Genomic DNA, 22,170 nt, shown 5'->3' on the forward strand with positions numbered 1-22,170 from the left:
CGCACCGTTGCAACCCACGTTGTCTTATTACTTTAGAGCGATCCCCATGGCCTTTACCCAACAGCAACTCGATGCGGTCGAGAAGGCAATTGCGCGTGGCGAAAAAATCGTGCGTTACGCCGATCGCAACGTCGAGTACCGCGACATCGACGAATTGCTCAGGGCACGCGACGAAATTCGTAGCTCGTTGATCGCGGCGGCCGGACCTCGTTCGCGCATCGTGCGGCTTTACCATGGAGGCAAGGGACTGTAATGGCTCGTCACTTTCCCACCTTGGGCCGCAGCGGATTCTTGATTCCCTCGAACATCAAGGCCAGCTATGAAGGCGCGGCCGAAGGGCGTCGTTCCGCCAGCTGGGATGCGCCCGACGCCGGCTTCAACAGCATTGCCATTCCGGCGCTGCGCAACCTGCGCTCACGTTCCCGCGCGGCGGTGCGCAACGACCCGTACGCCTTCAACATCATCGACAAGCGGGTCAGCAACCTGATCGGCACCGGTATCACGCCGCGGCCGAAAACCCAGGATGACGAGCTTCGGCATTTGCTGCAGGAACTTTGGGCCGACTGGACCGAAGAATCCGACGCCGATGGTCTCACCGACTTTTACGGACAGCAGGCGCTGATTGCCCGGACAGTGGAAACAGCCGGTGAGTGTTTTGTCCGCCTGCGCCCGCGCAGCCTCGATGAGGGGCTGGTGGTGCCGCTGCAACTCCAGGTGCTGGCACCGGAGTTTGTGCCACACGACAAATCCGAAATGGCCCGTAACGGCAACGTCATTCGCGCCGGCATTGAGTTCAGCACGGACAGTCGCCGGGTGGCGTACTGGATGTATCGCTCGCATCCCGGCGATGCCGCGTCGTTGAACAGCGGCTACAACCAGTTGGTGCGCGTACCGGCCAGCCAAGTGCTGCACATTTTTGAGCCGGTCGAACCGGGTCAGCTGCGTGGTCTGCCGCGTTTATCACCGGTGCTCAAACGCCTGCGCAGCCTGGACAACTATGACGATGCGGTGTTGTTCCGCCAGGAGGTGGCCAACCTGTTCGCCGGTTTTATTAAAAAACCTTCACCGGATGACATCCAGACCCCGGTAGACCCGGTGACCGGTGCGCCGCTGAACCTCGCTTCGGATGGTTTCACGCCCATGGTGGCGTTGGAACCCGGGACCATGCAGGAGTTGCTGCCGGGCGAGGAGGTCGAGTTTTCCTCGCCGCCAGATGCCGGCAACAACTACCCGGATTTCATGCGTCAGCAATTGATGGCGGCGGCGGCCGGCGCCGGAATGCCGTACGAGATCCTCACCGGCGACATGCGCGAAGTGAATGACCGAGCGCTGCGGGTGGTGCTCACTGAGTTCCGGCGTCGACTGGAGCAGCTGCAATTTGGTGTGTATGTGCACCAGTTGTGTCGCCCGGTGCGGGCCGCGTGGATGGACATGGCAGTGCTCAGCGGCGCCGTGTTGTTGCCGGACTACGCCAAACGCCGCCGTGAGTACCTGCGTACACGCTGGGTGCCACAAGGCTGGGCGTATATCCATCCGGTTCAGGATGTTCAGTCACGCACGATGGAAGTGAACGCCGGCTTTGCCTCGCGTAGCGAAATGGTCCTGCGCACCGGTTATGACGCCGAAACGGTGGACGAAGAAAACGCCGCCGATGCCGAGCGCGCTCGCGGTAAAGGTCTTAATTACAGCACGCTCGTCGAACTGCTCCAGGCGTTCGACGACAAGGAGCAGACATGAGCAAGAAAACGCCGCCGCGCATTTACAACAAGGCCGGCCAGCGGGTGCCGGTGCAGGACAAAAGCTGGTACGCCGTGCATGCCAGCGGTGAAGCCACCGAGCGGCTGATTGAAGTCTTTGTGTACGGCGAGATCGGCACCTGGGGCATTACGGCCAGTCAGTTTATGCAGGATCTGCGCGCCGTCGATGATGGCGTGTCGCCGGTGATCGCGGCGTTCAACAGCATCGGCGGCGACCTGTTTGACGGGTTGGCCATGCACAACACGTTGTCACGGCTGGGCGAGCGTTGCACGGCACGAATCGATGCCTTGGCCGCGAGCGCGGCCAGTGTCGCGGTGTGTGGTGCCCACAAGGTGGTGATCGCGTCCAACGCCATGCTGATGATTCATAACCCATGGACCTACGCGGCCGGCGACGCCGATAGCTTTCGCAAAGTGGCCGATGTCCTCGACCAAACCATGGAGGCGATCATCGCGGCCTACAAAGCCAAGGCACCGAACATTGATGAGGTGGAGTTACGGGGTTTGGTGGCTGCCGAAACATGGTTGACCGCCAGTGAGGCGGTTGCCTTGGGGCTGGCCGATGAGGTGGGCGATGGGGTGCAGGTCAAAGCGTGTCTGGGGCAGGGCGGGGTGATGCAGCGTTACCAGCACACCCCGGCTGAATTGCTGGCCCAGCTCGATGAGTTGCCTGACCCAGATCCGGAGTCGGAGCCGGCGCCAAACGATCCACCCGCACCCGTGGTCGACTCGGCCAAGCTGGCGCTACTGATAACTCAACGTTGCGCGGAGGCGGGGATCAGCAACCTGGTCGCGCCGTTGCTCAGTTCGACCCAACTTGAAAGCGAAGAGATTGTCTTGGCGGGACTGACCCGGGCCAAGGCGGTGCATGACCTGTGTGTCGCGGCAAGGCTGCCAGAACTGGGCGCCGAATACGTGGCAGCGGGGCTGGATGAGCCGGCGGTACGCGCGCGGCTGTTCGACAAGATCGTCAGTAGCGGCAACGGTTTCGAAATCGACAACAGCGTGCCCCTCGACGAGGACCCAGCACCGAAGGTGCAGGCGAAACAACCGAATCCGTCTTCGATCTGGGCAGCCCGTCAGGCCGTCCATGCGGGGCAATCCAACAGTGCAAAAGGAGCACGAGCATGACCGTAAAGTACGAAACGCTACACGCCGGCGAGTTTCTGCTCTCCGAAGGGGCCGGGAAGATCTCTCGTGAATCCATTCTGGTGGCCGCTGGTGCCGCACTGAATGCTGGTCAGGTACTGGGGCTGGTCACGGCGACCAATGAGTTTGCCCCCTACGATCCCGCCGCTACTGACGGCACCGAAGTGGCGACCTGCATCCTCTACGGGCCACTGGGTGAATCGACCGAAGAGCGTCGCGCCAGTGCCGTGGTGCGGCTGGCCGAGGTCAGCGAGGTGCATTTGACCGGTTTCGATGTTGAGGCCGAGGGTGCCTTGGCGGCTCAGTTTGTGATTGCCCGCTAAGTCAGTCCCCTATATCCCAACCCCGCCTTGAGCGGGGTTTTGCTTTTCTGGAGAGTCCCTTCATGGCCGACATTGGCATTTTTACCGACGATGTTTTTTCCGTATCTTCGCTGACCGCGGCGATCAATGAGCAGGAATACCTGCCGGGCCGCATCAGCAGCCTTGGCCTGTTTCGCGAGGAAGGGATCAGTACCCTGACCGTGCAGATCGAAAAGGACGGCAACACCCTGGCCCTAGTGCCGGCGGGTGAGCGCGGCACCTCGGGTCTGGTCGTGGGTGCAAGCAAGCGACAGATGATTCCGTTCAACACCGTGCACCTGCCGCAGCGTTTCACCATCAAGGCCGACGAGATTCAGGGCATTCGCGCCTTTGGTACAACGACCGAACTGCAGGCTGTACAGAGCGTAGTGAACACCCGTCTGAGCAAAGCCAAGCGTCAGCTCGACGCCACCCATGAATTCCAGCGCATGGGCGCGCTCAACGGCCTGGTGCTGGACGCGGACGGCTCGACGGTCCTGCTGAATATCTATCAGGCTTTTGGTGTGGAACAACAAAGCTTGTCCATGGGCCTGAATGACTCAGCCACCAAGGTTCGGGTCAAGTGCGCCGAAGCGCTGGACATGCAGGACGATGAACTGGGTAGCGTCACCAGCTCGGGCGCGCGGGCCTTTTGTGGCAAGAATTTCTGGAACAAGCTGGTCACGCACAAATCGGTTGAAGAAACCTACCTTAATACGATCCAGGCCGCGGAATTGCGTGGTGATGCGCGGGACAGCTTCGAGCTGGGCGGCATCGTCTGGGAGCGTTACCGTGGGCGCATCGCCGGGGTGTCGTTTATCCATGACGATACAGCCCTGTTGATCCCGGAAGGCGTACCAGAATTGTACATCTCCTGTTTTGCTCCGGCGGATTACATGGAAACGGCCAACACCCAAGGCCTGCCGTATTACAGCAAGCTGGAACCACTGCCGTTCAACAAGGGCATGGCCGGTGAAGCCCAATCCAACCCGTTGCACCTGTGCACGCGTCCACGGGCACAGATCCTGCTGACGCTCTGACCATGGCCTTTCGAGACCTGGTCGCGGAGATCGACAGCGTGGTGTTCGACACCCTGGCCGATGTTGGCTTCATTGAAGGTCGGCGCGTGCTGGGCATGTTCTCGGCGCCTTGGTTGCAGCCCAAAATCGGACGCTTGAACACCGGCTTGCGCGAGCCGTGTTTTCACATTCGGGTGGCCGACGCCGCGGGCGTTGAAAAAACGCAGACGGTACAGATCGAGTTGCCCGTCCTGGACGGTGGTGGCGAGTACACCCTGATTCACCTGGAACCGGCGGGTGATGGTCTGGTGGCCTTGTCGTTGAGGTTAAAAGCATGAGTGCCGTGCCGGTTTCGCTGCAGTTTTCCGCAGACGATTTGCAGGCTTTTAAACAGCTGGCCAAGGTGATGCCCAAGGCCGCTGCTGCGGCGCAACGGCGGGCGATCAACAAGACCTTGGGCTGGCTGGCCACGCACATGGCGCGGGATGTCAGCAAGCAGGAGCGGATTGCCGTGCGGGCAGTGCGCCAGCGCCTGCGCAGCTATCCCATCAAAGGCCAAGGGCAGTTGGGCAAACTCTGGTTCGGCACCAACCCGATGGAGGCCAGCCGGATAGGGAATCCACGTCAGGGCAAGGCCGGTGTCTCAGTGGCGGGGCGGCGTTATCAGGGGGCGTTTTATAAACGCGTCTATGGCAACAAGGCGGATATCTGGATTCGCACCTCCAGCAAACATTTCAACCCGGATGACTATCCCGGCAGCAGCGCGTCCGCGGGTGGAGGCACAAGTTCGGGCTGGATCGCGGAAAACGACAACCGCTTTCCGCTGGCCAAGGCCAAGGTCTCGCTCGAAGACGTTGAAGGTCCGTTTTACACCTGGGCCAACAAGGCCGATGAGCGACTACTGGTCGTGTTCAAACAAGAGATGAACTTTGAACTTCATAAATACCTGAAGGGGAGCGCCAGTGTCTGATCCTGCCTTTTCGCTGGATGCGTTGTACGCCGCCATCGAGGACCACATCCGCCAGGCACTGCCCTCGGTGCGGTTTGTGGCGACCTGTCCGGACATTCAGGACCGGATAGCGTTGCCGGCGGTATTTCTCGAGCCGGTTGAGTTTGAGCCCGGGCCCGATATCGGCACCGGTGAAACCGTGCTGATCCAGCGCTTTGAAGCGCGGGTCATTGTCGCGCCCGAGTTGACCCGTCATCAGCAACTCGGCGCCCAGTTGGCCGCACAACTTGCCATTCTGTTGCGGGCACAAACCTGGGGACTGGACAACGTGGAGCAGGCGCAGTTTGTGGCGTCGCGTCAGGATTGGACCAAACCGGAACTGGATGGCTACACCGTGTGGACGGTGGAGTGGACCCAGCAGATCTACCTCGGTGAGGTTGAGTGGCTTTGGCCTGTCGAGCCCCCGGGCACCCTGTACCTGAACGTCGATGGCTGCACCGGTACCGGCAATGAAGATCACTACTTTCAGCCGGAGGATCTGGCATGGGATACGCCAGCGCCGAACACGACCGGATGATTGCCGCGATGCTGATGCCTTGCGTTGTGGTCGGCATCGATCTGATGGCCGGCCGGGTGCGGGTTAAGGCCGGAACCTGGGTCAGTGCCTGGGTGCGTTGGCACAGTCTGGCAGCCGGTAAGGCCCGTCATTGGCGCGCGCCAAGCCTGAATGAGCAGGGCGCGCTGTTCAGCCCGAGCGGTGATCCGGCCATGGGTACCTTTATCCCGGGACTGTATGGCAATGCCGGGGCTCCGCCGGACAACCGCGATCACGTCGAGGCCTGGTACTTCGACGATGGCGGCTCAATGGTCTACGACTGGCAAGCCGGCAGTTACAGCATCGCGTTACCCGACGGCAGCCGCGCGACGATCACGGTCGGTGGCTCGCAGTTTGAAGTGACGCCGGAGCAAATCCGGGTGACGGCCAGCCAGATCACGCTGTCGGGTGAGGTGAGCATCGACGGTGCGCTGAGTGTATCCGGCGACATTACCGGCGCCGGCACGATCATGGACGCCGGGGGCAACAGCAGCAACCACTCGCATTGAGTGAAACATTCACCTTCAGCCCGCCGCGTGTGGGTTTTTTTATACCTGGAGTAAATCCATGACAAGCAAAACCAAGGAAGTATCAGCCGCCAGTGAGGCGCCCGCGCCGGCCACGCTGAGCCTCTTTCGCGACACGCTGTATACCTCGCGGGTGCTGATTCTGCTGGAGGCCGAGCGCACCTTGAAAGTGGAAAAAGGCCAGGTCGCGGTGGCCTCGGATGACACGGTCGCGCTCGAGTATTTGCGCGGCCGTAAGGACTTTGTCGCGGTCGAGGGCTGATCCCATGATCGGGATGATCGGACTGGATCGCCGCACCGGCCAGCTCATTTCCGGCCTCGATCACCTGCGCCAGTCCATCGAGGACATCTTGTCCACGCCCTTGGGCAGCCGACGCATGCGCCCGGAGTACGGCAGCAAGCTGCGGCGCTTTGTCGATCTGCCGGTCAATGACGGCTGGAAAAGCGCCGTGCAGGCCGAGGTGGCCAGCACGCTGGGGCGTTGGGAGCCACGCCTGAAGCTGGGCCGGGTGCGCGCCGTGGCCATCCTCGACGGGCGTATCACGTTCGAGCTGACCGGGCAGTACCTGGGCAGCGACGTGACTTTGGAGGTGTCCGCATGACCATGGAACTGGCGGCCCTGCCGCCGCCGCAAGTGCTGGAGGACCTCAACTTTGAAGCGGTCTACCAGGAGAAGCTGGAAGCCTTCCGCCTGAGCATGGGCGACAACTGGAGCGCGGAGCTGGAAAGCGACCCGGTGCTCAAGCTGATCGAGCAGGCGGCGTATGGTGCCTTACAGAACCGGGCGCGGGTCAACGACGCGGGCAAGGCCTTGCTGTTGGCGCACGCCGAGCGGGCCGACCTCGATCACCTGGCCGCCAACGTCAACCTGCAGCGCCTGGTGATTCAGGCCGGAGATCCAAGCACGGTGCCGCCGACGCCGCAGGTGCTCGAAGAGGACGATGCCCTGCGCGAGCGGGTGCAGATGTCGTATGAGGGACTGACCACCGCGGGGCCGCGCAATAGCTACATCCTGCATGCACGTAACGCCTCGGGTTTGGTGGCCGATGCCACAGCGGAAAGCCCGTCGCCGGCCGTGGTAATGGTCACCGTGCTCAGCCTCGAAGGCAGTGGTGCGGCTTCGCCTGAACTGCTGGAGCAGGTCCGGTTGCACCTCAATGACGAGGACGTGCGGCCGGTGGCCGACCGCCTTACGGTGCAGAGTGCCGTGGTCATCGACTACAACATTCAAGCGGTGCTGTATCCGCAGGCACCCGGCCCGGAGAACGAAGCCTATCTGGCCGAAAGCCAGAAACGCCTGAGCGAGTGGATCAACCCGCGCCGTCGCCTGGGTCTGGAAGTGGCGCGCTCGGGGATCGATGCGCAATTGCACGTTCCCGGCATCGCCCGGGTTGAGCTGCTCGACTGGACGGACGTCAGACCGAGCAAGGCCGAGGCGGCGTACTGCACGAGCTACAACGTGGTATTGGGAGACAGTCTGACATGAGCAGTCAGCTGCCCCTCAACAGCACGCCGCTAGAGCTGGCCGTCGAGGCGGCCAACTATGAAAACACGCTCATTCCGCTGCGCAGTTTGTACAACGCCGACACCTGCCCGGAACACCTGTTGCCGTATCTGGCGTCGGCCTGGTCGGTAGACCGCTGGAACAACAACTGGACACAGGAGGCCAAGCGCACGGCGATCCGTTCGGCGTACGACGTGCATGCACGCAAAGGCACCATCGGTGCGCTGCGTCGGGTGGTCGAGCCCTTGGGCTACCTGATCGACGTTGTGGAATGGTTCGACACCGTGCCGGAAGGCGTGCCCGGTACGTTCACCCTGGAGGTGGGGCTGAATGACGCCGGCATCACCGAGGAACTGTACGAGGAACTGGCGTGGTTGATCGACGACGCCCGTCCGGTCAGCCGGCACATGACCAATCTGGCGCTCAGCCTGCAGACCGAGGGGGTGTTGGGCATTGCCGTGTGCGTGCAAGAAGGTGAAGAGATCGACGTGTACCCGCCGGCCCCGAAAGACATCGACGTGACCGGCACTTTTGGCCCGACGCTCTGCGTCGATGAAACCGATACTTTGGACGTTTATCCCCATGATTGATAAAACCAGTCAGTTTTTTGCCATTCTCACAGCGGTTGGTGAAGCCAAACACGCCAATGCCATCGCCATGGGCCTGGACTGGATGTTCACCGAGATGGGCCTGGGCGATGCCAACGGCACCGACCCGATTCCCGATCGCCTGCAGACCCAGCTGATCCACGAATGGCGTCGGGCGCCGATCAACCAGATCCGCGTCGATCCGGCCAATCCCAATACCGTGATCACAGAACAGATCATTCCGCCCGAGGTGGGTGGTGAGTGGATTCGCGAGATCGGCCTCTACGATGTCGACGGCGACCTGGTGGCGGTGGCCAACTGCGCGCCGAGCTATAAACCGTTGCTGGACCAAGGCAGTGGCAAGACCCAAGTGGTGCGGATGAATTTCATCGTCAGCAGCTCGGCAAACATCGTGCTGAAGATCGACCCGGCTGTCGTGCTGGCCACGCGCGAATACGTGGACCTTAAGATCCAGGAAGAACTGGCCAAACTGGACCACAAACAGTCAGCGCGGGTGACGGCCACGGCCGCCATCACCCTGAGCAACGTGCAGACCATCGATGACGTGGCCGTGGTCGTCGGTGACCGGGTGCTGGTGACCGCCCAGACAGAAGCCCAGGACAACGGCCTGTATGTGGTCAGCGCCGAAGGCTGGACGCGGGCCGCCGATGCCGACAACAGCCTGGAAGTGACACCGGGGTTGTTTATCCACGTCGAGCAGGGCACGACCAACGGCGACAGCCTCTGGCAGTTGGTCACCGACGCGCCGATCACCCTCGGCACCACCGGTTTGCAGTTTGAAATGATCGCGGGCGGCAGTGGGGGTGGTGTGGGCACGTTTCGCAGTGTCACCGTCGATGCCCTTGGGCGTGTGATCGCTGGCACCAACCCGACCACCCTGGACGGCTACGGCATCACCGATGCCCTGGCAGTGAGTGAAAATCTCGCCGATGTCGAGGATGTGGCTGAGGCTCGCGACAACCTTGGGCTGGGAACCGCCGCGACCTCTGATGTGCAGACCGATCTGGATGACGTTACGGTGGATGTGTTGATGAAGGTCGGGGCCTTCGGGTTGGGCGGGGCGGGCATCAGCCTGGTGGCCGGTACCGACCTCAACACCATTCGCACCGCCGGCTTTTATCGCATTGAAGGCTCTCCAACACATGGTCCCACAGGCCTAACCAACTCCGTCATGATCGTCGGGTTGGGCCGCGACGTGACGCTGCAGTTGATCATTCAATACAGCACCGGGGTGTTGTTCACCCGCGGTGGCAGTGCTTCCGGCGCGACCTGGTCCGCCTGGAAAACCCAGTGGGACAGTGGCTCACTGGTTAAACAGTCGAACGCCTGGGACTCCACGGCGGGACGCGTATTGCTCAACGGTGCATTTGGCGTCGGAGGAGTAGCCCCCAATTTACCGGGCGATGACTTCAACGCCGCGCAGGTTGGTGGCACCTATACCTATACGGCCGACACCCTGAACCGTCCGAACATCTCCGGCAGTGATCATGGGCTGGTGGTCCACATCGAACGATCGTTTGGCAACCTGGCCTATCAAGAGGCGCGGGTGGCGAACAGAGCGAGCGCCTACCGTTACCGAACCGGGGACTTTGCCACCGGAACCTGGGGTGACTGGCAGAGCCTGTGGGATTCCAGCAATCTGGTTAAACAAATCTACCCCCAAGATGACACGCCAGGCCGTGTATTGCTCACGGGTGCTTATGGCATAGGTCACGGGGGGATTGTCCTTCCCGACGGCACCGATCTAAATACAGTCACCACCGTGGGTATTTACCGGGTGAACCCGGGCCCGAACGTTCCAGAGGGCGGTCAATTCTCCCCCATGCTGGTTGCGGTCAGTCAAGACACCCTCTGGCAACAAATCATCGGCTATGACACCGGTACAACGCTTACTCGTGGCGGTGTTCAGACCCCAGAGGGATACGTATTCAGTGCGTGGGTAACGGGTTGGGACACGAGTAACTTTGACCCTGCTGCGTACCAACCTGCGTTGGGCTTCACGCCCGTACAGCAAGGCGGAGTGGCGGGTCAGGACGCCAATAAAATCTACATTGGCTATGCAAACGCCTCGGGCAAAATAAAAATACAAGTTGATGCGCAGGATTTCGGGGGGATCTGGACCGAAAGCAATTTTGATCCTGCTTCCATATTTTCGCTTCCCGTCGGCGTGCCGTTTCCATGGCCAACCGCTACACCACCCGACAAATGCGTTTTGATGGGGGGGCAGCCGTTCAATGTCGAGTGGTACCCGGCATTGGCAGCCGTGTATCCCAGCGGCTTCCTGCCAGACATGCGCGCCGAGTCGATTCGTGGTTTGGATGGCGGGCGCGGAATAGACCCCGACTCTGGGCGGCCCGTGTTGAGCCTTCAACTCGACACGCTACAAAACATGACGGGTGAACTCAGGCTACAGGACGATGATTCGATGTTGCTGGTGAATACCGCGACCGGCGTATTTACGGCTACTGGTTACATGACGGGTGATATACCCGCTGCACCACGAGTCAGTACAACGGGCAACATGTCTGTAACTTTCAATCCATCGGCGGTTGCCCGTGTGAGCACGGAAACCCGTATGCGCAACGTGGCGTACAACTACATCTGCAGGATGTATTGATGACGACTTTAGTGAATGGTTTTTTTGATGAGAGTGGGTGTATCGACGTTTACACGTTCAGTGAAACCACCACCGAATACCTCGGCCAACACGAAACCTATGTCAGCTGTGGCTGCGGTCTGCCAGCGGGCGCCACGTTGGAAGTACCGCCCGAAGCCGGGGACGGGGAGGTGGTGGTCTGGAGGGATGGCACGTGGCTGGTGGTGCCCGACTACCGAGGCGTGGCTTACCGCACCACCGATGGTGCCGAGGTGACGCATTCGATACCTGGCGAGTTACCGGCCGAGCTGACGACCATGCCGCGACCGAGTGCGGCCTATGTCTGGAATGGTCTTGTTTGGGTACTGGATGCCGCGCGCGATCTGGCGATTCAAAGCCAGCGAGAACGGTCATGGATCGAAAATGAACTGCATTGGGCGGGCAGAGAGATCGACAAGCATCTGGATGCGGACCCGACCGCGCTCAACACGGAGCTGGCCTGGCGCACCTACCGTAACGAGCTGCGAGCCTGGCCTGGATCGCCGGACTTTCCGGCCAGTGATAAACGGCCGCTAAAGCCGGACGGATCGACCAACACCGCGTCCTGACGCCCCGCATTGCCGGGGCGTTTTCTTTTCCGTTAAGCGTCACGTCACTCACAGCCTCGCTTATGCGGGGCTTTTTCGTTTCTGGAGCATCACTCTATGAGTTTCTTTCACGGCGTTACCGTGACCCTGGTGGACACCGGGGCACGACACATCGCCACCCCGTCCGCGTCGATCATCGGCCTGTGCAACACCTTCACCGTGGAGCTGCCGGCGACTGCGGCGGCCAACGAATTGCTGCTGATCACCCGCGAAAGCGAAGCGGTGGCGGCCTGGGGCCCGGACGCCGCAATCACCCAGGACTGCAAAGCCATTTTCAAACGGTCCAAGGCGGTGATTGTCGCCGTCGGCGTGCCGCTGCTGGAAGACCCGGCCGAGCAGCTGTCCGCGATTATCGGCGGGGTTTGGGCCGATGGCAGCCGTACCGGCATGCAGGCGTTGCTCAACGGTAAAAGCAAGTTCAACGCCCAGCCGCGACTGTTGGTGACGCCGGGGCACTCGGCGACGCTGGCGGTGGCGACCGAGCTGGTCGCGTTGGGCGACAAGATGCGGGCCATGGCCATCCTCGACGGGCCGAACACCACTGACGAAGCGGCGATTGCTTATGCCGAAAATTTCGGCAGCAAACACGCCTACATGGTCGACCCTGGCGTGCAGTTCTGGGACACCGGGACCAGTGCCACGGTCAATGCACCGGCTTCGGCTTGGACCGCTGGCCTGTTTGCCTGGACCGATGCCACCTACGGCTTCTGGGCCTCGCCGTCGAACAAGGAGTTTGTCGGCGTCACCGGCACCACGCGACCGATCGAGTTTCTCGACGGCGATGCCTCCTGCCGGGCCAACCTGCTGAACAACGCCAACATCACCACGATCATCCGTGATGACGGCTACCGCCTGTGGGGCAACCGCACGCTGTCCAGTGACCCGAAATGGAAGTTCGTCACCCGTGTGCGCACGCTGGACATCGTCATGGACGCCATCCTCTACGCGCACAAGTGGGCCGTCGACCGCTCGATCACCGCGACCTACGTCAAGGATGTGACCGAAGGCCTGCAGGCGTTCATGCGCGACCTGAAAAATCAGGGCGCGATCATCAACTTTGAGGTCTATGCCGACGAAGAGTTGAACACCTCCAGCGAACTCAGCGACGGCAAGGTGTACTGGAACATTCGGTTCACTGACGTACCGCCGGCCGAAAACCCGAACTTTCGCGTGGAGGTGACCGATCAGTGGATCACTGAAGTGCTGGACACCGCCGCCTAAGGAGGCCGCTTTATGATTCCGGAAGTGCTCTACAACACCAACCTGTTCGTGGACGGTATCAGCCTGCAAGGCGACGTGCCGAGCCTGACCCTGCCCAAGTTGACCCTCAAGACCGACGAGTATCGTGCCGGCGGCATGGACGCGCCGGTCGAGATCGACATGGGCACCGAAAAACTCGAAGCCAGCTTTATCACCAACGGCGTGCGCCGCGAGGTGCTGAAGTTTTTTGGGCAGGCCGACCTGACCGCGTTCAACGCCTCGTTTCGGGGTGCCTTCAAAGGCCAGAAAGGGTCGGTCAAGTCGGTGGTCGCCACCCTGCGTGGCAGCCTCAAGGAAGTCGATCCGGGGGACTGGAAACCGGGTGAAAAAGGCGAGTTCAAGTACGCCGTTGCGGTGACCTACTACAAGCTGGAAATCGACGGCAGTGTGATGTTTGAACTCGATCCCCTCAACTCGATTCGCGTCATTGACGGCGTCGACCAATTGGCCGCTGTGCGGTCTGCCCTGGGCATGTAAGGAGCCACACCATGAGCAACGTGAAAGACAACGTCCTGCCCAAGTGGCTGCAACTGGGCGATGGCATTGCCACCGTCGCCCTGTCCCGACCGAGCGAGGCCAACGGCGTCAAGGTCGACAAGCTGACCCTGCGCGAACCGACGGTGCGTGAGATGCGCGCCGCCACCTTGCAGGGCGGGAGCAACGAAGAAGAGCAGGAGATGGTCCTGTTCTGCAGCCTGGCAAGCATCGGTCGCGGCGATCTGGAGGGGCTGCTGATGCGCGATTACCGTCGTTTGCAGACCGCCTATTTTCGTCTGGGAGCAGACGACGGGGTTTAACCCCCGGCTGCAAAAGGCCCTGGCCAAGCGCTTGGCCGTCGAGTTGAATTTTTCGGCGGCCGAGATTCAGGGCCTGTCGTTTTCCGAGATGGTTTGGTGGCTCACGGACTGAGCCCATCCCCGTTGTATATAGGTACTCCGCATGGCGAACAAACTCTCGCTCGGGCTGGTGATTGGCGGCGCCGTCGATTCCTCCTTGGGCGCCGCCTTCAAGAATGTCAGCGGCGAAATGAAAAAGCTTGAGGCGCAAACCACCCGCGCCAAAGGTTTGCAGAAAGTCATCGGCGAGACCATGCGTCTGCGCGATGAGTGGAAAAAAGCTCACGACAGCGGGGCGGCCAATGCCGACGCCTTGCTGCGTAAATTGGAAATCAACACCAACAGCTTGCGCAAGCAGGGTGTCGAAGTCGGGCGCCTGCGTCAGGAGTACCTGGCGCTGGGCAAGGTGGTGCGCAGCGCCGAGTTCAAAGCCAAGGGTATGGGACAGGTCGAAGAGGGGCGGGAGAGTCTGCGCAGCGGTTTCGGTACGGCAGTGGCCGGTACCACGTTGGCCGCGGTACCGACCAAGGTCAGCGCGGATTTTCAAGCGATCGTCCGCGACATCGCGATCAAGTCCGGTACCGCCAACACCCAACAGGAAGTGGACACCGCCCGCGACATCGTCCAGACCTCAAAAGACACCGGCATGGCCAACACTCAGGTGGCCGACCTGGTGAACCAGCTGGTCGGTGGTGGCATGGAGTTGGCTGAGGCGCTGAAGTACGCCCCGGTGGCCGCCAAGTTTGCGGTCGGGCAGGGCGCGTCAGGCACCGACACGGCGAAAATGATTCTGGCGATGCAGAACAACGCCAAGATCACCGACCCGAAGAAAATGGAACAGGCACTGGCGTCGGTTGCCCTGCTGGGCCAGCAAGGCAGCTTCGAGGCGGCCGACATGGCCAAGTGGTTTCCGGAATTGTTGGCGCAGATGGCCAGCAGCGGCATCACCGGTCAGGACGCGGTGACCCAGCTGGGCGCCATGCTGCAGGTGCAGGTCAAGAGCGCCGGCAGCGCCGATGAGGCGGCGAATAACCTGAAAAACTGGATCGCGAAAATCGGTTCAGGGGAAACCGTCAAAGGTTATGCCGATGCCGGGATCGACTATCAGGGCTCGATGAACGCCGCCATTGGCAAGGGCTTGTCGACCTTTGAAGCCAGTTTTGAACTGGCTCGCCGGTATGTGGAAAAGACCGACCCGAAAAAGGCCAAGCAGCTGAATCAGGGGCTGACCCAGATCAGCCAAGAGACGGACCCGGCCAAGGCGCAAGCGATGGCCGATGCCTTGGCCGCCACGTTGCGTACCGGCGATCTGTTTGCCGACATGCAGGTCAAGACGGCCCTGATGGCGTACACCCAGAACAAAAAATTCTACGCGGAGCTGAAAAAAAGCGCCTCGGACCCCAACGGCCCGCGCAAGGACATTCTCGACAAAAACCTGAGCGAACGTCGCGAGAGCTCATCGCAACGTTGGGCCGAAACCGGTCAGGCGTTCAACGATTCGCTGCGGGCCATCGGTGATGCCCTGCGGCCGGCGACGGATGCGCTGGCCAGCGGTATCGGTGCAGCAGCGCGTGGCTTGACCGCCTTGTCTGAGGAGACGCCCAAGGTGGTGCTGGGCCTGGCGGCGTTGAGTGCCGGAGCCTTGCTGGCGGGCAAGGCCTGGGCCGCGCTGAAGATCGGTCGGGGGTTGGTGAACATCGCGCGCGGCTCGGCCGGCGACCGGTCCAACATCGTGCAGCGGGTATTCGTGACCAACGCGAATGACGGCGATGATGACGGGCTGGATCACGATCCAGGTCGAAAGGGAAAGGGTCCCGCAAGTCGGCCGTCCCGTGGCATGAAAGTGGGCGGGGCGCTGGCGGCGCTCGGTGCCGGCGTTCAGGTGTTGGACACTTACCAGAACGCCACCACTCGCGATGAAAAGGCCGAAGGCTACGGCGAGGCGGCGGGTGGGCTTGCCGGTGGCTTGGCTGGCGCCGCCGCCGGTGCCGCCATCGGTTCGGTCATCCCGTTGTTGGGCACCGCAGTGGGCGGAATGATCGGTGCCTGGCTCGGGGCGTGGGGCGGCGGCGACGTCGGCGCGACCATGGGCAAGGCTTTATTTGGTGGGCCGGACACGCCAATCGTACCCAAAGCAGCGCTCGGCATCTTTCCCATGCCCGCCGGCCAGGGGGTTGGCGCGGTCGTTCGCTCGATGGACAACGCCCCCACCGCGCCGGTCACGGCGGCGGCACTGATGTCGAGCACCGCGGCTAAGACACCCGAATGGCCGAAGGTCGATCAGCAATTCACCTTCGCCCCGGCCCCGGTGTTTCAGGTGCACGGCGATGTGAAAGACCCGGCACAGTTGGTCCAAGAATTGATGCCGTACCTGCGCCGTCAGTTTGAAGACTTCGCCCGGGAGGCGCGCGCCCGGCAGTTGTTTGATGCACCCCACGTGGGTTGAGGACGTGAAATGGCGGATGAAAAAACTTACCTGCAGCACCTGCAGGGCGGGCTGAAGTACATGGTCGATGCCGGTGAAGCCGGCCGCACTGACCTGGAGTCGATGACCGGGCCTATGAATGGCGCGCTCAACGAAATCAGCGGGGCGGCCGATGCGCTGGAAGGTTTGCCCTTTATCAGCGAGGACCTGAGCGACAAGACCCGGCGTTTGCAAAGTGCAATCAACTCGGCCCAGGCCAAGATCGGCAAGGTCGCCAGCTTCTACAACCAGACCCAGCGCGCGCTGTCACAGTTTGATGAGCACTTTTCCGCGCTGGCCGTACAGATCGGCCGCTTTGGCGCGGCGTTCAACAAGGTCGCCGGCAAGGCCAATGCCGCATTGGGCAACATCTTCCCCACCGAATGGTTTGCCGGCGACATGTCGCCGATTCCCGACGCGGTGAAGCCGTTCCCACACCTGCTGATCCTCTACCCGCTGAAAGCCAATGAACGGCCGTATTACTTCAACCTGGACACCGCCGCGTTTGACGAACTCCGGCGGCAGACGTCGTTTCGCTGGGCCGCGCAGGAGCGCCTGACCCGACGCCCGGCACAGCAGGCGGTGGGTCTGGGTGAGGAAAAAATCACCATCAAGGGCGCGATCTACCCGAGTTTCAAAGGTGGGCTGAAGCAGTTGGATAGGCTGCGCAGCATCGGTTCAAAGTTGCTGCCACTGAACCTGACCACGGGTTATGGCGAGGTGTTGGGCAATTGGTGCCTGACCAATATTGACGAAGAGCAAAGCGCTTTGTTGCCCGGGGCGATCCCGCGCAAGCAGGGCTTTTCATTGGAGTTTGTCCGCTATGGCGATGACCTGCAGAACAGCTGACGGGGATCTGCTCGACACCCTGTGTCACCACTATTACGGCCACCTGAACCGCAGCGTCGAGGCGGTGCTGGCAGCCAATCAGGGCCTGGCCGATGAGCCACAACCGTTCCGGGCCGGTGTGCTGATCAGGCTGCCGGACCTGGTGGTCGAGACTGACAGCGTCATTTCGTTGTGGGATTGATCCTGTTACCCAGCCCGCCGAGTGCGGGCCTTTTTTTGTCTGAGGTGCCGACATGCAACCACTTTTTCGCATCGTCGCCGACGGCGCCGACATCACGGCCTTGATCAATGATCGACTGGTCTCGCTGCAGCTATCCGATCGGCCCGGCATGGCCTCGGATTCGTTCGAACTGCGCATTGATGACCGTGACGGCGCGGTGTCGCTGCCCGTCCGTGGCGTAAGTATCGAAGTCTACCTGGGTTATGCCGGCGCCGATCTGACGCGCATGGGCCGCTACACCGTGGACGAAGTGGCCGTCTCCGGCCCGCCGGACACCCTGGTGATCAGCGGCAAGGCCAGCGACATGCGCGGCAGCGGTAAAACCACCCGCAGTGGCAGTTGGGAGGATGTCAGCCTGGCGCAGATTGTGGGCGACGTCGCCGCGCGCAATGGCTGGCAGCCGTCGTGCTCGGTTGATACCCGGGTGCCGCGCATGGATCAGCTCAATGAGTCGGACTTCAATTTCATCACCCGGGTGGCCAAGAAGCACGACTGCACCGCCAAGGTGGCCGACGGCAAGCTGCTGGTCTTGCCGCGACAGGGCGGACAGAGCGCCAGTGGTAAGACCTTGGCGATCATCACCCTGCAGCGCAGTGACGTGACCCGCTGGCAATTTCGCTTGAGCGACCGCAGTGCTCATCAGGGTGTCAGCACCCAGTACCAGGACAAGGCCAGCGGGGAATTATTGGTCTCGCACCTGGACAACCCCAATGTGCCCGAGGGCCTACCGCCAGTGCATACCGATCGGCACCTCTACCCAGACCGCACGGCGGCCGACGAGGCGGCCAAGGCGCGACTGGCGGCGTTCAATCGCTCGACCGCCTCGGTGCGTCTCGACCTGCCAGGCCGGACCGACCTGTTTGCCGAAATCATGATCAAGGCGCGAGGCTTCAAGCGTGGCCTCGATGGCGAATACCTGGTGGAGTCGGTGGATCACACCTTCACCCCGTCCGGTTGGACGGTGTCGGTGGAATGCAACGGCGGCAAGGAGGGCAAGGCCAAGGCCTCCGGCAAGCCTGAGAAAGTCGTGCTTGAAGTGCCGGATTGATCGCCCGGGCGCATGAGTCGGCCCGAGTCAGAAGTTTCAAAAATCAACGTAAAAGGAGCGGCCAGTCTGGATGCGTCAACATTCAGCCTGGTCACCGTCCCCGCAGATTGTCCCTGCAAGTCCCGCCGAGGCTCCTGCTCTGTGCACAAAGCAGAGCGAGCCTAGCACCTGTTTATTTATACAGTAAAGGTCTTGCTCTCTATGTCTTCACCCATCATCCCTTGGATGGGCGGCAAACGCCGTCTGGCCGATCGTCTTATCCCGCTGTTTCCACCCCACGAATGCTACGTCGAAGTTTTTGCCGGCGGCGCTGCGTTGTACTTTATGCGACCCCAGGCAGCGCCGGTTGAAGTGCTCAACGACATCAATGGTGACCTGGTGACGCTGTACCGCGTGGTACAGAACCACCTCGAAGAATTCGTGCGCCAGTTCAAATGGGCGCTCAGCTCGCGCCAGGTGTTCGAGTGGCAGAAGATGACCCGCGTCGAAACCCTCACCGACATCCAGCGCGCCGCGCGATTCTTCTACCTGCAGCACCATGCCTTCGCCGGCAAGGTGTCCGGGCAGACCTTTGGCACCGCCACCACCACCCCGTCAATCAACCTGCTCCGTATCGAGGAAAACCTCTCAGCCGCGTGGCAGCGTCTGTCTGGCACCTACGTGGAAAACCTGCCCTGGCTTGAATGCGCCGAACGCTATGACCGCGCCCATACCTTCCACTACATGGACCCGCCGTACTGGCAGACCGCAGGGTATGGGGTGGATTTTCCGTTTGAAAATTACGAACGCATGGCCGATTTTATGCGCCGCTGTAAGGGCAGGGTGATGGTCAGCATCAACGACCACCCGGACATTCGCCGGGTGTTCGAAGGCTTTCACTTTGAGAGGCTGGACATCCGCTACACCTCGACCAACCAGCGGCAGGGCAAGGCCGAGGTCAGTGGCGAACTGGTGATCATGAACTGGGAGCCAGAGGCGTTGGGAGGACTGTTTTGACGTGACAGCTATCGACTGTGGATTCAACCGGTCGACCAACAGGTTTGAGAGTCGTCCTTGAATTTCTCCTTCTATTTTTTCAGGCGGCGGGACTCGGGGGGCGCCTTGCTCTCTCGATAGGAAGCGACCCAATCCGAAGGTGTCTTGCCAAACTGGCTGCGGAACCAGCGTGAAAAATCACCGGCCGTGGAAAAGCCGAGCAGTTCGGCCACCTCATATAATCGGCGTTTGGTGTTGGCCAAATACTCTTCGGCGAGTTCAGACCGTACAGCGTTGATGATCGTTGTGACACTCTCACCCTCAGTTGCCAGGTGGCGGTTAAGGGTGCGTCGATGCATGCCAAGATGCTGGGCAACCGCATCGACAGAACACAGTCCGCTTGGCAGCAGCATCTTGACGATCTGACGTACCCGCTGCGTCGGCTCGTCGCGCAGGTTAGCCAACTGCATGTCCAGCAATCGCTTCACTTCGCGATGCAGCGCCGGGTCCGCCTCAGGTATGGCCATATCCAAATCGCACCCGCGGCAAACGATGGCATTGAATTCCTGAGAGAACTCGATCGCGGTTCCCAACACACGGTGGTGTACTTCAAGGCTGGAGGGGGGGGCGTGAGTAAAACTGACCCTTACCGGCCGGAAGGTATAGCCGCTCAGAATGCACAACGTGCGCAGGATAATTCCGGTTGCTTGTTCAATCGCCTGGCGCCAGACGCCATGATGGCCCTGCATGTTCACCCCCACATGCAACAGGGTCAGATCGCCCACATCCTCAAGCCACAATTGCACACCGGCGTTATGCAGTCGTGTATAGCGAAAGCAAGATTGCAAGGCGGCGCGCAGTGTTGGCTCTTCACGGATAAGCAGCGCCAGCATGCCAAAGTTGGAAAGGTGCCTCTTTTCGGCGAGCAGCAGACCGAAAGCCTCCTGACCGGACAATCGGGCTGACTCCTCCAGCAGCCACCCGACCGAATCGCTACTGATCATGATGTTCGGATCGTCGAGGGCACTGGCCGGCAGCTTGGCCATCCGCAGTATACGAAAAGGATCGAGCCCCTCTGAACGGGCAACCTGTTCATAGTTGGTAAGGCTGGCACTCCGCGTCAGGGTATACATGATTTCCCTCGTGTCCCAATTTCGCAAGATTGAGTCCTGCGAAGCTTAGTGCAGGATGCCCCATCAGAGCTACCTTCAGGCTTCCGAAAAAAATAGAGAGCGGAAGGTAATGGATACGCGCTAGAACCTACCGCGGTTCAACAGCACGGCCCTTGGTCATGGGGATGCTCACGCGTGTGGGCATTGAAGTCACTTTCGTAAGCCGTAGCGGCTACACGCTTGATAACAACAATAAAACTAAGACATTGAGGAGGCTGCATGGCCTTTCACCCAATCGCCGCAGACGATGACGACTCCGGTGGAGTCGGCGTTGCGCGCCAATATGCCTGGATTGTCTTCGCGCTGACGTTCGGCCTGTTGATTTCCGATTACATGTCACGCCAAGTGCTCAACGCAGTGTTCCCGCTGCTCAAGAGCGAGTGGACACTGAGCGACGGCCAGCTCGGCCTGCTCAGTGGCATCGTCGCCCTGATGGTCGGTTTGCTGACGTTTCCCCTGTCGTTGATGGCTGACCGCTTCGGCCGGGTCAAGAGCCTGGCATTGATGGCGCTGCTGTGGAGCGTGGCCACCCTGGGCTGTGCCCTGGCGCAGGACTACCAGCAGATGTTCATCGCCCGGTTCATGGTCGGCGTCGGCGAAGCGGCCTACGGCAGCGTGGGCATTGCGGTGGTGATTTCGGTGTTCCCCAAACACATGCGCGCCACCCTGGCCAGTGCTTTCATGGCCGGCGGCTTGTTCGGCGCTGTACTGGGCATGGCCCTGGGCGGCGCGATTGCCGCCAAGCTGGGCTGGCGCTGGTCGTTCGCCGGCATGGCATTGTTTGGTCTGGTGCTTGCCGCGTTGTATCCGCTCATTGTCAAGGAAGCACGGATTGCGCCACAACGTGCCGCGCAGATTGCGAACAAGACGGCTGCGGCGGTCAAGCGTCCGTTGCGCACGCTCTGGTCCAGCCGTTCGGTGGTGGCTACCTATGTCGGCAGTGGATTGCAGCTGTTTGTCGGCGGCACGGTGATGGTGTGGATTCCCAGCTACCTCAATCGTTACTACGACATGCCGACGGACAAGGCCGGCGGCATGGCGGCGCTCATCGTGTTGTGCAGCGGTGTGGGGATGATTCTGTGCGGCATGCTCAGCGATCGGCTGTGTCGCCACTCACCGGAGCGCAAAGTCAGCCTGGCCATCGGTTTTTGCCTGGGCAGTTGCCTGTTGCTGTCGGCGGCCTTTGCCTTGCAGGCAGGGCCAGTGCAACTGCTGCTGATCTGCCTGGGCATGCTGATTGCCACGGGTACCACTGGCCCCGCCGGCGCAATGGTGGCCAACCTAACCCATTACTCGGTGCACGGTACGGCGTTCGCCACGCTGACCCTGGCCAACAACCTGCTGGGGTTGGCGCCGGGGCCGTTCATCACTGGCCGGGTGTCGGACCTGATCGGTCTGCATGCCGCGTTTCAATTGGTGCCACTGGTCAGCCTCGCGGCGGCGGCGGTGTTCTTTTATGCCAAGTGTCATTACCACAAAGATATTGCCCGGCTACACGGTGAGAGGGTCACTAACTCCGTCAGCGGCGCTGTATTAGAGGTGAAGTTGTGAGTCGTTGTTTACGTATAGATGTGTTTTTCGATTTCATTTGCCCCTGGTGCCTGATCGGCAAGCGCCAACGGGAACAAGCGCAGGGACAGTTTCGACGTGCCGC

Annotated in this window: 25 protein-coding genes and 1 pseudogene; 25 read left to right on the forward strand and 1 reads right to left on the reverse strand. The window is 61.2% G+C overall.

Annotated elements, in window-relative coordinates; genetic code table 11:
* The first annotated feature begins 46 nt into the window (after positions 1-46).
* The 23 genes from C8K63_RS14530 to C8K63_RS14640 all read left to right on the forward strand — a co-directional run bounded on the left by C8K63_RS14530 (position 47) and on the right by C8K63_RS14640 (position 19,365).
* The gene (locus tag C8K63_RS14530) at positions 47-253 is read left to right on the forward strand and encodes a phage head-tail joining protein (RefSeq protein ID WP_027923826.1); all 207 of its coding nucleotides are present in this window, start codon (positions 47-49) and stop codon (positions 251-253) included.
* Positions 253-1,737: a phage portal protein gene (locus C8K63_RS14535; protein ID WP_108217337.1), complete on the forward strand. Its 1,485-nt coding sequence runs from the start codon at positions 253-255 to the stop codon at positions 1,735-1,737. Before C8K63_RS14530 ends, C8K63_RS14535 begins: the two co-directional genes overlap by 1 nt.
* Positions 1,734-2,888: a head maturation protease, ClpP-related gene (locus tag C8K63_RS14540; RefSeq protein ID WP_108217338.1), complete on the forward strand. Its 1,155-nt coding sequence runs from the start codon at positions 1,734-1,736 to the stop codon at positions 2,886-2,888. Before C8K63_RS14535 ends, C8K63_RS14540 begins: the two co-directional genes overlap by 4 nt.
* Positions 2,885-3,229, forward strand: coding sequence for a head decoration protein (locus tag C8K63_RS14545; RefSeq protein WP_108217339.1), 345 nt, complete (start codon positions 2,885-2,887; stop codon positions 3,227-3,229). Before C8K63_RS14540 ends, C8K63_RS14545 begins: the two co-directional genes overlap by 4 nt.
* A gap of 62 nt (positions 3,230-3,291) precedes the next feature.
* Entirely contained in the window at positions 3,292-4,287 is a 996-nt protein-coding gene (locus C8K63_RS14550) for a major capsid protein (RefSeq protein WP_108217340.1), read from the forward strand.
* A gap of 2 nt (positions 4,288-4,289) precedes the next feature.
* The gene (locus tag C8K63_RS14555) at positions 4,290-4,604 is read left to right on the forward strand and encodes a hypothetical protein (RefSeq protein WP_104449526.1); all 315 of its coding nucleotides are present in this window, start codon (positions 4,290-4,292) and stop codon (positions 4,602-4,604) included.
* Positions 4,601-5,236 (forward strand): hypothetical protein, encoded by a 636-nt coding sequence (locus tag C8K63_RS14560; RefSeq protein ID WP_108217341.1) that lies wholly within the window; start codon positions 4,601-4,603, stop codon positions 5,234-5,236. The genes C8K63_RS14555 and C8K63_RS14560 overlap by 4 nt, the downstream gene beginning before the upstream one ends.
* Positions 5,229-5,792: a hypothetical protein gene (locus tag C8K63_RS14565; protein ID WP_108217342.1), complete on the forward strand. Its 564-nt coding sequence runs from the start codon at positions 5,229-5,231 to the stop codon at positions 5,790-5,792. Before C8K63_RS14560 ends, C8K63_RS14565 begins: the two co-directional genes overlap by 8 nt.
* Positions 5,759-6,319 carry a phage baseplate assembly protein V gene (locus C8K63_RS14570; RefSeq protein ID WP_108217343.1) on the forward strand — a complete coding sequence of 187 codons (561 nt, stop codon included), beginning with the start codon at positions 5,759-5,761 and terminating at the stop codon, positions 6,317-6,319. Before C8K63_RS14565 ends, C8K63_RS14570 begins: the two co-directional genes overlap by 34 nt.
* A 58-nt stretch (positions 6,320-6,377) precedes the next feature.
* The gene (locus C8K63_RS14575; RefSeq protein WP_108217344.1) at positions 6,378-6,599 is read left to right on the forward strand and encodes a hypothetical protein; all 222 of its coding nucleotides are present in this window, start codon (positions 6,378-6,380) and stop codon (positions 6,597-6,599) included.
* A 13-nt stretch (positions 6,600-6,612) separates the two neighbouring features.
* Positions 6,613-6,939 (forward strand): GPW/gp25 family protein, encoded by a 327-nt coding sequence (locus C8K63_RS14580; protein ID WP_043302559.1) that lies wholly within the window; start codon positions 6,613-6,615, stop codon positions 6,937-6,939.
* Positions 6,936-7,823, forward strand: coding sequence for a baseplate J/gp47 family protein (locus C8K63_RS14585; protein ID WP_108217345.1), 888 nt, complete (start codon positions 6,936-6,938; stop codon positions 7,821-7,823). The genes C8K63_RS14580 and C8K63_RS14585 overlap by 4 nt, the downstream gene beginning before the upstream one ends.
* Positions 7,820-8,431, forward strand: coding sequence for a phage tail protein I (locus tag C8K63_RS14590; RefSeq protein ID WP_108217346.1), 612 nt, complete (start codon positions 7,820-7,822; stop codon positions 8,429-8,431). The genes C8K63_RS14585 and C8K63_RS14590 overlap by 4 nt, the downstream gene beginning before the upstream one ends.
* A complete protein-coding gene (locus tag C8K63_RS31240) occupies positions 8,424-11,066 on the forward strand; it encodes a phage tail protein (RefSeq protein WP_108217347.1) in 2,643 nt (880 codons plus the stop codon). The genes C8K63_RS14590 and C8K63_RS31240 overlap by 8 nt, the downstream gene beginning before the upstream one ends.
* Positions 11,066-11,653, forward strand: coding sequence for a hypothetical protein (locus C8K63_RS14600; protein ID WP_108217348.1), 588 nt, complete (start codon positions 11,066-11,068; stop codon positions 11,651-11,653). Before C8K63_RS31240 ends, C8K63_RS14600 begins: the two co-directional genes overlap by 1 nt.
* A 96-nt stretch (positions 11,654-11,749) precedes the next feature.
* Positions 11,750-12,913 carry a phage tail sheath family protein gene (locus C8K63_RS14605; RefSeq protein ID WP_108217349.1) on the forward strand — a complete coding sequence of 388 codons (1,164 nt, stop codon included), beginning with the start codon at positions 11,750-11,752 and terminating at the stop codon, positions 12,911-12,913.
* A 12-nt stretch (positions 12,914-12,925) separates the two neighbouring features.
* Entirely contained in the window at positions 12,926-13,429 is a 504-nt protein-coding gene (locus C8K63_RS14610; RefSeq protein WP_108217350.1) for a phage major tail tube protein, read from the forward strand.
* A gap of 11 nt (positions 13,430-13,440) precedes the next feature.
* Positions 13,441-13,749, forward strand: a complete 309-nt coding sequence (locus C8K63_RS14615; RefSeq protein WP_108217351.1) for a phage tail assembly protein — start codon at positions 13,441-13,443, stop codon at positions 13,747-13,749.
* Between the two features lie 142 nt (positions 13,750-13,891).
* On the forward strand, positions 13,892-16,234 hold the full coding sequence (locus C8K63_RS14620; RefSeq protein WP_108217352.1) for a phage tail tape measure protein: 2,343 nt from the start codon (positions 13,892-13,894) through the stop codon (positions 16,232-16,234).
* 9 nt (positions 16,235-16,243) lie between these two features.
* Positions 16,244-17,101: a phage tail protein gene (locus C8K63_RS14625; protein WP_108217353.1), complete on the forward strand. Its 858-nt coding sequence runs from the start codon at positions 16,244-16,246 to the stop codon at positions 17,099-17,101.
* Complete coding sequence (locus C8K63_RS14630) at positions 17,076-17,282, forward strand: tail protein X (RefSeq protein WP_108217354.1); 207 nt, start codon at positions 17,076-17,078, stop codon at positions 17,280-17,282. The genes C8K63_RS14625 and C8K63_RS14630 overlap by 26 nt, the downstream gene beginning before the upstream one ends.
* Before the next feature lie 52 nt (positions 17,283-17,334).
* Positions 17,335-18,369, forward strand: coding sequence for a phage late control D family protein (locus tag C8K63_RS14635; protein ID WP_108217355.1), 1,035 nt, complete (start codon positions 17,335-17,337; stop codon positions 18,367-18,369).
* 201 nt (positions 18,370-18,570) lie between these two features.
* Positions 18,571-19,365: a DNA adenine methylase gene (locus C8K63_RS14640; protein ID WP_108217356.1), complete on the forward strand. Its 795-nt coding sequence runs from the start codon at positions 18,571-18,573 to the stop codon at positions 19,363-19,365.
* Between the two features lie 71 nt (positions 19,366-19,436).
* Here the strand turns inward: C8K63_RS14640 and C8K63_RS14645 are convergent, their stop codons facing one another.
* A complete protein-coding gene (locus C8K63_RS14645) occupies positions 19,437-20,477 on the reverse strand; it encodes an AraC family transcriptional regulator (protein WP_108217357.1) in 1,041 nt (346 codons plus the stop codon).
* A gap of 258 nt (positions 20,478-20,735) precedes the next feature.
* Between C8K63_RS14645 and C8K63_RS14650 the strand changes: the two genes are divergently transcribed.
* Positions 20,736-22,067: an MFS transporter gene (locus C8K63_RS14650; RefSeq protein ID WP_108217358.1), complete on the forward strand. Its 1,332-nt coding sequence runs from the start codon at positions 20,736-20,738 to the stop codon at positions 22,065-22,067.
* Positions 22,064-22,162 (forward strand): annotated as a pseudogene (locus tag C8K63_RS14655) (DsbA family protein); the annotation flags it as partial. The gene C8K63_RS14650 and the pseudogene C8K63_RS14655, both read left to right, overlap by 4 nt.
* Positions 22,163-22,170 lie beyond the last annotated feature (8 nt).

The organism is Pseudomonas sp. GV085, from assembly GCF_003050925.1.
Classification (GTDB): domain Bacteria; phylum Pseudomonadota; class Gammaproteobacteria; order Pseudomonadales; family Pseudomonadaceae; genus Aquipseudomonas.